This window comes from Psychromonas sp. SP041 (assembly GCF_000470315.2).
Classification (GTDB): Bacteria; Pseudomonadota; Gammaproteobacteria; order Enterobacterales; family Psychromonadaceae; genus Psychromonas.
Genome location: NZ_CBRF02000047.1, coordinates 1 through 12,116 on the forward strand (window position 1 = coordinate 1; position 12,116 = coordinate 12,116).

The window sequence follows — 12,116 nt, forward strand, 5'->3', positions numbered from 1 at the left end:
AGATGTTAAACATTTTATTTTACCCAAAAAAAGAAAACACCGAACGTTTTCACGTTCAGTGCTCTATATTCCATCTAGATATCCGTTAAGATATAAGCCTAAAATCTCTTAACCGAACGGCATTGTGTTTAAAAACAAGCTTTTTATTGTTTAAAATATTAGCTATAAGCTAAGGCTTTTACAATTATTTATGATTGCATTCGCCATCAACTGGCTCACCGTAAAGGTATAAACTGTGATTAGTTAATTTTATGCCGTATTTCTTAGCAATCAGTTCTTGTTGTTCTTCAATGATTGGATCATTGAATTCAATTACTTCACCACATTTCAAGCAAACTAAATGATCATGGTGCTCTTGATGTGTTAATTCAAAAACGGATTTACCACCTTCAAAGTGATGACGAGTTACAATACCTGCATCATCAAATTGATTTAATACGCGATACACAGTTGCTACACCGACTTCATCACCTTGTTCAAGTAGTTTTTTGTAGAGATCTTCAGCACTTAAATGCTGATTTTCTGGCAACTGTAATAAACTTAAAATCTTTAAACGTGGTGATGTTACTTTTAAACCCGCTTCTTTTAGGGCTAAATTTTCATTACTCATGTCGTTTCCTAACTGCTGTATTTTGAATTTAATCGGCTAATTCCGCTAAACACATTTCATTATAAATTTGTTCAGACCAAGCTTTTACACGTGATGCTGTTAATTCAGGTTGGCGATCTTCATCAATACCTAAACCAATAAAAGTCTTATCATCAATTGATGCTTTTGACGCTTCAAAGTCATAGCCTTCAGATGACCAGTTACCAACAATAATAGCCCCCTTACTTTCAACGATGTCACCTAATTGGCCCATTGCATCTAAAAAGTACTCTGCATAGTCTTCTTGGTCGCCACAACCGAAAATAGCAACTAACTTATCAGTGAAGTCGATATCTTCTAAATCAGGAAAGAAATCATCCCAATCACATTGTGCTTCACCGTAGTACCAAGTTGGAATACCAAATAAAATAAGGCTGAATTCAGCGATATCTTCTTTGCTGCTTTTAGCGATATCCTTTACTTCTACTAATTTTTTACCTAATTCTTTTTGTATCATTTTTGCAATTGCTTCAGTGTTACCTGTATCGCTACCAAAGAAAATACCTACGCTAGACATACTTTATACCTTAATTTATTTGATTTAACTGTGCGTGTAGAAGTTTAGTGATCAATTCTGCACGACTTATTGATTGTGTATCAGATAGTGCATTTAATTTTTCAAATAAATCACTATCTACTTTTAATTCGATTCTTTTTAAACCGTTTTGCTTGTCTCGTAACGTCTGTTTCTGCTTATTTATTTTTAGCTGAACTTGACGAGAATGAGGGTTACTCTTAGGTCTGCCTCGGCGTACCTCGTTTGCAAATAGATCGCTTGTAATACGATCAAATGATTCCTTTGCCATTTTGTTACCTAACAATTCTTACTGAACAACGCTTACTTAACAATACAATCACTGAGCTAATTATTTAACCAATGCCTGAATTAACCCATACAATTTCAATTATCGCTTTTGAAATAAAACCAATACAACCAAAAAATAAAACTGCCCATACAACATTACGCCCAAATTTCGGCACATTACCTTTTTTTAAAACGTCTTGAATTGCCAAACCGATAAATAAAAAAAGTAAAAGATAGAAACCATAGAGCCCGATCATTTCAATTTGTTCAGTATATTCTTGCAGCATATTTTAACTTCTTTTAAAAAATGAATATATAGCTGTCGCCATTCAATATACTTGCAACAACTAATTAGCCTTACCATCAAATAAAATATAATTAATAACTTAATTTAGTCGTTATTTATATTGTAGTACTAAGTTGATTTTTAAACTAACGACTCGCAGCGCAAGTGTTGAGGCAAACATTTTAGTTGTATTTTGAGTGATTAATTTAATTAATCCTCTATTAACCACGGTTAGCTGCTTGCATTTAACCGTGATTAGAAAGCCTTGATTAAACTCCCTAGGTTTTTAATTTCGCCTAGAAAAGATTTACTTCATGGCTTGCTTGAATTTTGCATCCCGAATGATAACGGGTATCTGCTTTAGATGCCATCGAAAATAGACAAATATGTTTATATTATGTCGACTTATTGAGCAAAAAAGTTGTTCACTAAACGGTTAAAGGTTTTTGGTTTTTCTGCATGTAGCCAATGTCCCGTCGCATTAATTACTTTAAGCTTAGCTTTAGGGAAAAGTGTCACTATAGATTGTTGGCTTGCTTGATCAATATAATCAGACAGTTCACCTTTAATAAATAATGTTGGTTTATCATAATGGCTGTCTTGTTCTGGCCAATCTCGAATCACTGAATAATTTTGATATAAATTATCTACATCATAAATAAATTGAAAACCGTTATCTCCACGCTGATATGACTTTAATAAAAACTGTCTTACTTCAGGCGTATCGACATATTCAGCTAGTACTTTATCTGCTTCGGTACGATTTTTTACATCAGATGCACGCACTGCTTGTAAACCAGCAAATACCTCACTGTGTCTATCAACATGTGAGGTTGGTGCTATATCAGCAACCACTAAGCGATTAATTCTATGTGGCTGTGATAAAGCACACGCCATCGCTATCTTTCCACCCATCGAGTGACCTAGTATTGAAAATGTTTCAATATCTAACGAGTCTGCTAGTTCAAATATATCACTGGCCATTTCTTGGTAAGTCATTGTAGCACTTCGTGCACTTTGGCCATGATTACGAACATCGACTAAAATAACGTCATAATCATTTTGTAATTCTTTTCCTAAACTAGAAAGGTTGGATAAACTACCAAATAAGCCATGAATTATAAAAATAATCTCACTTTTTTTAGCTGTTTCATGTTTGGAAGACTGTTTTAATTGGTAATTTAGTAGCATAAACGCTCATTTTAAGTGAAAATAAATAAAGTTAGAAATAATAGCAAATTATGCATTAAAGCTGAAAGTATTTACATAGTGCTAGTCATTATCATTTAAGCTTAGCGTATCAAACACTGCGAAGAATAAATAAGTCATGTAATGGGGAAATAATGAAAACGATCGAAATAGAAGATGATCTATATAAATATATTTTAAATAATATTGAAGCCTTCGGCGAAACTCCCTCACAAATTCTTCGTCGTCTGTTAGCGTTGTCTGAAGAAAGCAGCGTTAATAATACGGCTAAAAGTGCGACTCAAACTATTATTAAGCAGCACGAAGACAATAGCGAAAATAATATAGGCGATACAATAAAACCTGTTTCATCTACCTCAGAACCTATCAAAAAAATCGTTGAAGATATCGATTCTAATAATGACAACGATGATTATAAATATCAAAGTGTTAGTCAATTATTTAATGACAAAGCTTTTACTTCAGAACCCATCATTACTAATAAATTTATGATGATGCTTACGACGATGTATTTCGAGAAAAAAGCAGAGTTTATTGATGCCGCAGAAAAAACCAAAGGACGCACTCGTGCTTACCTTGGAACACATTTAGAGGAGCTACTTAATTCAGATAATGAAGAAGAGTTAGCGCAATTTAAAGCAAGTAAACCTAGAACTATTCCCAATACACCTTTTTGGGTGATTACCAATGCAAACACCGGACGTAAACGCATTATTTTGACTCAAATGATGGCTTCAATGGGATACCCACATCATTTAATTGGCAGAATAAAAGAAGAAATTTAATTCATTTCCACAACCACCAGAGGAACTTATGGCAATTCACCCGCGCGCTGGTCAACCAGCACAAGTAAATGATTTAGTTGATATTCCAAAATTAGTATCTGCTTATTATGTCAACCTCCCTGATGTTGATGTTGCAGAACAACAAGTCGCTTTTGGTACTTCTGGCCATCGAGGTAGCTCTTTTAAATATGCATTTACTGAATTGCATATACTTGCTATCACGCAAGCACTTGCTGAGTACCGTAAAGAGCAAGGTTACACTGGGCCTGTTTTTATTGGTAAAGATACACACGCATTATCTGAACCTGCATTTATCTCAGCAGTACAAGTACTGGTTGAGAATGGCATTAAAGTAGTTGTTCAAGCGGGTGGTGGTTATACGCCGACGCCTGTTATTTCTCATGCTATTTTACAATATAACAAAGCCAATCCAGATTCACTGGCTGACGGTATTGTTATTACGCCTTCGCATAATCCACCTGAAGATGGCGGTTTTAAATATAATCCACCAAATGGCGGCCCTGCAGATAGCGACGTTACTAAACTTATTCAAGATCGTGCTAACGAAATATTAAATGATAATTATGATGATATTTTACAAGCAGATTTCGATGAAGCGATGCAGTCAGATTTAGTTGAAGAGTACGATTATATTCAACCTTATGTTGACGACTTAATTAATGTATTAGATTTAGAAGCAATCGCTAAATCAGGTATTAAAATTGGCGTAGATACATTGGGTGGTTCAGGCGTTGCTTATTGGCCTGTGATTGCTAAAACGTATGGCTTGAACATTGAAGTGGTAAACGATCGCGTCGATCCTACATTCTCTTTCATGACCTTAGATAAAGATGGCAAAATCCGTATGGATTGTTCGTCACCTTATGCGATGGCTGGTTTAATCAAATTAAAAGACAAATTTGATGTGGCTGTAGCCAATGACCCTGATTATGACCGCCATGGTATTGTGACTAAATCATCTGGTTTATTAAATCCTAACCATTACTTAGCGGTTGCGATTAACTATTTGTTTACTCATAGAAAACAATGGTCTGACAAAGCGATAGTGGGCAAAACATTAGTTTCAAGCTCAATGATAGACCGTGTTGTTAATGAACTAGGTCGTGAGTTATCTGAGGTGCCTGTTGGTTTTAAATGGTTTGTAGATGGACTATTTGACGGTAGCTTTGGCTTTGGTGGTGAAGAAAGTGCTGGCGCTTCCTTCCTACGTAAAGATGGTACAGTGTGGAGCACAGACAAAGACGGTATTATTTTAGCGTTGTTAGCGGCTGAAATTATTGCAGTAACTAAGAAAGATCCTGGTGAGCACTATGCAGAATTTACGGCTAAGTTTGGTTCACCTGTTTACCAGCGTTTTGATGCACCTGCATCACCTGAACAAAAACAAGTATTAGCTAATTTAAGCCCTGATATGGTAGAAGCTGAAACATTGGCAGGCGAAAAGATTACAGCTAAATTAACCCATGCATCAGGTAATGGCGCTGCTATCGGCGGGTTAAAAGTGACGACTGAAAATGGTTGGTTTGCGGCTCGTCCATCAGGGACTGAAAATATTTATAAAATATATTCAGAATCGTTTTTAGGCGAAGAGCATATCGCACAGATTCAAAAAGAAGCACAAGAAATTGTTGCACAAGCTTTCGCTAAAGCAGGGATTTAATTTCTTTATCTCTCTCTAAATAAGCTGAATAAAATATAGGCAGAGTTTTTACTCTGCCTTTTTTATTGTACGTTTATAAATACTTTCATCATTCACTAAAATAAATAAAATCCTTAGTCTATACTAATCATTATTGTGATCTTGATCTCGTTATTTTATTCAGATCTTAGATTCAATAGAGTATCAAATATTCAACAATAGAGATTTTTATTGCTTTTTTGTTGTTTATTTTTTGACTGGGATGTTGAAAGACAATTTTCTTCCATAAAGCGCCTTCTTTCATTCCACTGTTCTTATACAAACGTTTTATACATGATGGAATTTCACTTAACACTTAGCTAGTAGGTATAATATGGCGATTAAAAATAATAAAGAATCAGTAGCGGTACCTTCAGTAACGAGTGCTGAAATGCAACAAGCAATTATCGATCGCCTACGTAAAGGCATTGGTACAGACCGATATAAAGCAAACAATAAAGCATGGTGGAATGCAACTTGTCAGGCCGTGAATGAGTTAGTTTTCGAAAAGTTAACGCAAACTCAACAAAATCATTCAAAGAAAGATACGCGAGCAGTTAATTATCTTTCGCTTGAATTTTTGATGGGGCGTTTGTTATCTAATAACCTACAAAACTTAGAGGTTTTTCAAGTCACTGAAGATGCGTTAAAAGCATTAGGTAAGGACTTATACGAATTATGCGATGAAGAGCCTGATATGGCGCTAGGTAATGGCGGTTTAGGTCGCCTTGCTGCATGTTTCATTGATTCATTAGCAACGCTTGGTTACCCGGCAATTGGCTACGGTATCCATTATGAGCATGGTTTATTTAAGCAAGAATTCCAAGATGGTCGTCAAATAGAGCGACCAGATACTTGGCGTGAGTATGGTAATCCATGGGAAATTTGTCGTCCTGAATCAGTTCAATTTGTTCCTTTATACGGTTATGTTGAAACGGTTTTCGATCAAAAAGATGGCCCTAGAAAAGTGTGGCATGCAGGTCAAAAACTAAAAGGGGTTCCATGGGATATTCCTATTGTAGGCTACGGTGCTAAAACCGTTAATATTTTACGCTTATGGGAAAGTCGTGCTCATGAAGCATTTGATTGGGATGTGTTTAATGCTGGCGGTTATGTCGACTCACAAGTTGAAAAATCAAAAGCAGAAACAGTCTCAAAAGTACTTTATCCAAATGATTCTACCGATGCGGGTAAAGAGCTACGTTTGATTCAACAATATTTCTTTTGCGCTTGTTCTGTGAAAGATATTCTACGTCGCTTTAAACGTGCTAATAAAGATTGGTCATTGTTACCTAAAAAAGTCGCTATTCAATTAAACGATACGCATCCAACGATCGCTATCCCTGAATTAATGCGTATTTTAATTGATGAAGAAAACTTAGATTGGGCGACTGCATGGGGAATTTGTCAAGAAACCTTTGCTTACACTAACCATACACTATTACCTGAAGCGTTAGAGAAATGGTCTGTGGCTTTGTTTGAAAAAGTATTGCCTCGCCACTTAGAAATAATCTATGAAATCAATGCTCAATTCTTAGCTAATATTGTTGAGAAAAAATGGCCTGGAGATGATCAGAAAAAAGAGAAACTCTCTATCATTGAAGAGTCTCAACCACGTATGGTACGCATGGCAAATCTTTGTGTTATCACCGCTTACAAAGTTAATGGTGTAGCGGCAGTACACTCTGAACTTGTTAAAACGGATCTGTTCCCTGAGTTCCATGAGTTATTCCCTGGTAAATTAGTTAATGTGACGAATGGTGTTACGCCACGTCGTTGGTTGAAAGCCTGTAATCCAGGTTTAGCAACGTTACTAGATGAAACCATTGGTGATGATTGGGTGCTTAACCTAGATAAATTAAAAGGCATTCTTCCAAAAGCAAAAGATACTGCTTTCCAAAAACGCTTTATGGACATTAAAAAACAAAACAAAGTGGAATTAGCTAAAATCATTAAAGATACAACCGGCGTTGAAGTCTCTGTCGATGCTATTTTTGATGTGCAAATTAAACGTCTACACGAATATAAACGTCAGCAATTAAACTTGATACATATTTTAACCTTGTATAAACGTTTACTTGAAAACCCTGATTACGACATGGTACCTCGTGTATTTTTGTTTGGTGCAAAAGCCGCGCCTGGTTACCACATGGCCAAAGAGATTATTTTTGCACTTAATAAAATTGCAGATAAAGTGAATAACGATGAACGTATTAAAGACAAATTAAAAGTTGTCTTCTTACCTAACTATCGTATCTCTCTTGCTGAAAAAATGTTCCCAGCAGCTGACGTTTCAGAGCAAATTTCAACGGCGGGCCTTGAAGCATCTGGTACCGGTAATATGAAGTTTTCATTAAATGGCGCATTAACCGTCGGTACGATGGACGGTGCTAATATTGAGATGGCTGAAGAAATTGGTGCTGAACATATGTTTATCTTTGGTTTAAGCGTTGATGAAGTAAAAGCGTTAAAAGCAAGCGGATATAATCCGTATGATTATTACTATAAAAATCCAGAACTAAAAGCGGTGCTTGATTGGTTAGATACTGACTTCTTTACCCCTGGCCATGCTGGATTATTATCTGATATTAAACGTAGTTTATTAGAGTGGGGCGATGAATATTTATGTCTTGCTGATTACGCTTCTTATGTTGCTGCTCATCAGGATATCGATACGCTTTATCGTGACCAATCTGCTTGGGCTGAAAAAGCTATTCTAAATGCGGGTGCAATGGGTAAGTTTAACTCAGATCGCTCAATTGAAGACTATGCAAGTAAAATTTGGAAATTAGAAAAATTTCCGACAGCTTAATGATTTAAATCATTAAAAGGTAAAAGGCGACACGTTATGTGTCGCCTTTTTTATTTAAAGCGGGCTACAATAATTTCTATTGAATAACCCTCGATCAGTCATAGAGCAACCATGGTTCGAACAACCATAGTTCTAACAATCATCGATCGAATAACGACAGCAGAGGTCATTATGTTTTCACAAGATATACATTCAAAAGAAACGTCCCAACAAAATCAGGTTCAAGAAAATGAAGTCTGTGAAGCCTGCGGTACAATCGTTGAACTAGGTAGTGTTATTAGAGAAGACGATACACAGCTTGTTTTGCCTTTTTCAGGTCCGACCAAAGAAAGTGTTGAAGCATTGGCGGATAAATATATTAAAGCAGCTAAAGCACGTTTTGATACTGTTGATATAAGCGTCGACTTTAAAGAAATAGAATCTGCTATTGAAAGCAAAGTCACATTACAATTTGAGTGTACTGCTGAAAAGCTGATTTTCGAAATGGGTTTAAGTGCAATTTAGTCTATTTTCTTAATTAATTAAGAAAGGAATAAACTTTTGTTGATTTCCTTTCTAGTATTTTCTCCTCATTTTCATAAGATCTGTACTTTTCTCGCTGTTATTACAAACTTCATTTCTTGTTTTTCTGCTTAATCGTTTATACTCACTCTTTAATTTATTATTTTTACTGTTTATTGGAGCATACATTGCTAATTAAAGATTTACCCATAGATCAGCGTTTGATCACTTCCGTTTCACATTTAGGTTTTACTGAAACAACACAAATTCAAGCAGAAGCCATTCCGGTTGCTGTCTCTGGGAAAGATCTTTTAGCATCATCTAAAACAGGTTCAGGTAAAACGCTCGCTTATTTATTACCTGCTATGCAACGTGTCTTAAAAACGCGTGCGCTGACTCGTCGTGATCCTCGTGTATTAATTTTAACGCCAACACGTGAGCTTGCTAAACAAGTTTATGCACAACTACGTTTATTAGTGTCTAACACCAGTCTTAAATCAATTTTAGTATTGGGTGGTGAGAACTTTAATGACCAAGTAAAAGCCATCGATAAACATCCGCATTTTATTGTAGGTACACCAGGACGTATTGTTGATCATCTTAAAAAAGGGTTGTTGCATTTACCGGGTTTAGAGCTGTTAATTTTAGATGAAGCAGACCGTATGTTAGATTTAGGTTTTGCTGAGCAATTAACTGCGATTAATGAAGCGGCTAACCATCGTTTACGTCAGACGTTAATGTTCTCTGCGACATTAGGTCACGGTGAAGTGAATGAGTTTGCTGGTCATCTATTAAAAGCACCTGTGCGTATTGCTGTTGGTGAAGAAAATCAACAACATAGTGAAATTACTCAACGCTTTTATTTAGCAGATAATCTTAATCAAAAAGAAAAGCTGTTATTTCACTTTTTAAATAAAGAAGAAATCAATCAAGCGATTATATTTACAGCTACCCGTGCTGATACTGAACGTTTAAGTGCGATATTAGTTGAAAAAGGGATGTCAGCAGTTGCACTGCATGGCGATTTAACACAAGCAAACCGTAATAAGATCATGGATTCTTTTTCACGTGGCAAAGATAAAATATTAGTCACCACTGATATTGCTTCTCGTGGTTTAGATTTAATCCATGTAAGCCATGTATTCAACTTTGATATTCCAAAACATACTGAAGAGTATATTCACCGTATAGGCCGTACTGGTCGAGCGGGTGAGTTAGGCGATGCTATTTCTATCATCGGTCCTAAAGATTGGGATAACTTTAAAAAAGTAGAAAGCTTTGTTGCTCAAACAATTACTTTTGACAAAGTGGAAGGTGTTAACCCGAAATTTAAAGGCTTAAAACCAGTACAGAAGAAAGTTTTTAAAGCGAAAAAAGTCGTTGAAAATAAACAAAAACCGATGGCTAAGAAAGCAAAAGTAAGCACTAAAAAACAAGAAAATGTTTTCCATGAGTCTGTTGATGTAGGTGAAGCACCAATGCGTCGTAAGAAAAGAATTATTGTTGATGATTCGGAAGATTAATTTCCTGAAGTCGCGATTCATCGATGATGTTTCGATGAAATAGAACTATTTACAGGCTCTAAAAAATGCCTTAATGAGCGATCATTGAGGCATTTTTTTTTGCTTATTAAGCTCTTATCTTTATTTATTAAACGTCGGCTTTACTCATTAAGCTTTGATCACTATATCAACTTATCAACTGCTATTTTTTCATTCCTTTCTCTCTTCTTATCAACGAACTTCCTTATCATAGGTCTGTCTAATACTTAGCCATTTTTGTTATTTAAGAATGTTTACCGACTTGATCTTTTTCTTTGTTCATCCGTATTAATTACTGTGCTAATTATGATATTAATAACTTAAGTGATAAGCGTTTGTTGTGTAACTTAGATAAGGCTTTAATGTGCATTAAAGAACCGATGTTAATTGATTGATATTGGCTTATCGCGAATTAAATAACTAAGACAGTTAATAACTAAGACACTCAATAATAGAGGCACGATTTATGGACGTAAATAAATTAAGAAAACGAGATTTACTACAAGCTTTTGATTTAGTCACAACTAAAGGAAAAAAGACTGATGGTGTCTATGAACTTTCAGGCGTAAAAGCGTCCCAGGATTTTGATGGATACACCTGTTGGTTATCATTTAAAGATCTAACCGTTACTTTATTATTCCATGGTGCATTTGATATGGATTATAAAGATGAAGACACTCAGAAAGTGTTTTTTAAAAAGATATCCAAGATGTTGGATGATAAAGAAAGTTATTAATTACTTTAGCCGTTGTAACTATCTTAACAACTGACGTGATTAATAAATCCATCACACTATTCTTTTGATGCGCTATCAAAAATTAAGGTATCAACCTTTTAAATTGTACTTTCGCCAGTATTTTCGATAACACTTTCCAATAACACTTTCCAATAACAATAGGGGATAACATGAGTCAGTTAACATCCACCAATACCGTTGATGCATTGGAAGTTGCTAAATTTGAAGCAATGGCCGAGGAATGGTGGGATCCGCAAGGAAAGTTTAAACCTCTACACATGTTGAATCCTTTACGTGTTGAATATATCGTTGAGCAAATAGCGACTCAGTTTAATAGAGAATTAAGTAGTTTATTGCCTTTTAAAGGTTTACGACTATTAGATATTGGTTGTGGTGGAGGGTTGTTAAGTGAGCCTATGGCACGTTTAGGCGCTGAAGTGGTGGGGGCCGATGCAGCACCAAGAAATATCCCGGTCGCACAAGTTCATGCTAAGCAGTCTGGTTTAACAATAGATTACCGTAATACCATGGCTGAAGCTTTAGTGGATGAAGGTGAGTTATTTGATGTGATCCTTAATATGGAAGTCATCGAACATGTGGCGTCTCCACAAGCGCTTCTAAACGCTTGTGAAGCATTACTCAATGAAGGTGGTGTGATGCTTTGTTCTACAATCAATCGCAACCCAAAAAGCTATTTAGTCGCTATTATTGGTGCTGAAAGAGTCATGCGTTGGTTACCTGCTGGAACACATCAATGGGATAAGTTTATTCGACCGTCCGAGTTGATTGAGATGTTTAAAGTCACAGGTCTGGAATTGATCGATAAAAGAGGATTTGTGTTTAACCCGTTGTTATGGCGATGGTCATTATCGACATCAGACCTATCAGTTAATTATGTTATGGCTGTAATAAAACCTGTTTAGTGTTTTTATTAACTAGTAGCGCACTATTAAATAACTTTTCTTTATATATGTCTTATGGATATTTTAAATTAAAGCTTTATTCTATGCTTACAGTCTATTTCTTATTAAGTACTATTACTAAGTATTATTACTAAGCACTATTACTAAGAGTTGCTTCTAAAAATTCTTAC

The 12,116-nt window shown here is 35.6% G+C and carries 12 protein-coding genes; 7 read left to right on the top strand and 5 right to left on the bottom strand.

The genetic code is table 11. The features are described 5' to 3' along the window. Positions 1-184 precede the first annotated feature (184 nt). From fur to SP041_RS18650, 5 genes are all read right to left on the bottom strand, one after another. The gene (gene fur / locus SP041_RS18630; protein ID WP_025563228.1) at positions 185-610 is read right to left on the bottom strand and encodes a ferric iron uptake transcriptional regulator; all 426 of its coding nucleotides are present in this window, start codon (positions 608-610) and stop codon (positions 185-187) included. A 28-nt stretch (positions 611-638) separates the two neighbouring features. Then, positions 639-1,166: a flavodoxin FldA gene (gene fldA / locus SP041_RS18635; protein ID WP_025563227.1), complete on the bottom strand. Its 528-nt coding sequence runs from the start codon at positions 1,164-1,166 to the stop codon at positions 639-641. A gap of 10 nt (positions 1,167-1,176) precedes the next feature. Continuing rightward, a complete protein-coding gene (ybfE, locus tag SP041_RS18640) occupies positions 1,177-1,455 on the bottom strand; it encodes a LexA regulated protein (protein ID WP_025563226.1) in 279 nt (92 codons plus the stop codon). Between the two features lie 64 nt (positions 1,456-1,519). Then, positions 1,520-1,741 (bottom strand): DUF2788 domain-containing protein, encoded by a 222-nt coding sequence (locus SP041_RS18645; protein ID WP_025563225.1) that lies wholly within the window; start codon positions 1,739-1,741, stop codon positions 1,520-1,522. 404 nt (positions 1,742-2,145) lie between these two features. Next, on the bottom strand, positions 2,146-2,931 hold the full coding sequence (locus SP041_RS18650) for an alpha/beta fold hydrolase (RefSeq protein WP_025563224.1): 786 nt from the start codon (positions 2,929-2,931) through the stop codon (positions 2,146-2,148). A 152-nt stretch (positions 2,932-3,083) separates the two neighbouring features. Between SP041_RS18650 and SP041_RS18655 the strand changes: the two genes are divergently transcribed. From SP041_RS18655 to ubiG, 7 genes are all read left to right on the top strand, one after another. Then, positions 3,084-3,734: a Negative modulator of initiation of replication gene (locus tag SP041_RS18655; RefSeq protein WP_025563223.1), complete on the top strand. Its 651-nt coding sequence runs from the start codon at positions 3,084-3,086 to the stop codon at positions 3,732-3,734. Positions 3,735-3,762: 28 nt separating this feature from the next. Further along, positions 3,763-5,415 (top strand): phosphoglucomutase (alpha-D-glucose-1,6-bisphosphate-dependent), encoded by a 1,653-nt coding sequence (gene pgm / locus SP041_RS18660; RefSeq protein WP_025563222.1) that lies wholly within the window; start codon positions 3,763-3,765, stop codon positions 5,413-5,415. Between the two features lie 352 nt (positions 5,416-5,767). Then, positions 5,768-8,245, top strand: coding sequence for a glycogen/starch/alpha-glucan phosphorylase (locus tag SP041_RS18665; protein WP_025563221.1), 2,478 nt, complete (start codon positions 5,768-5,770; stop codon positions 8,243-8,245). Positions 8,246-8,416: 171 nt separating this feature from the next. Continuing rightward, complete coding sequence (locus SP041_RS18670) at positions 8,417-8,749, top strand: DUF406 family protein (RefSeq protein WP_051368452.1); 333 nt, start codon at positions 8,417-8,419, stop codon at positions 8,747-8,749. Positions 8,750-8,934: 185 nt separating this feature from the next. Continuing rightward, complete coding sequence (locus SP041_RS18675) at positions 8,935-10,269, top strand: DEAD/DEAH box helicase (RefSeq protein ID WP_025563219.1); 1,335 nt, start codon at positions 8,935-8,937, stop codon at positions 10,267-10,269. Positions 10,270-10,753: 484 nt separating this feature from the next. Beyond that, positions 10,754-11,023 (top strand): DUF3081 family protein, encoded by a 270-nt coding sequence (locus SP041_RS18680; RefSeq protein WP_025563218.1) that lies wholly within the window; start codon positions 10,754-10,756, stop codon positions 11,021-11,023. A gap of 170 nt (positions 11,024-11,193) precedes the next feature. Then, on the top strand, positions 11,194-11,946 hold the full coding sequence (gene ubiG, locus SP041_RS18685; protein ID WP_025563217.1) for a bifunctional 2-polyprenyl-6-hydroxyphenol methylase/3-demethylubiquinol 3-O-methyltransferase UbiG: 753 nt from the start codon (positions 11,194-11,196) through the stop codon (positions 11,944-11,946). The last annotated feature ends 170 nt before the right edge of the window (positions 11,947-12,116 follow it).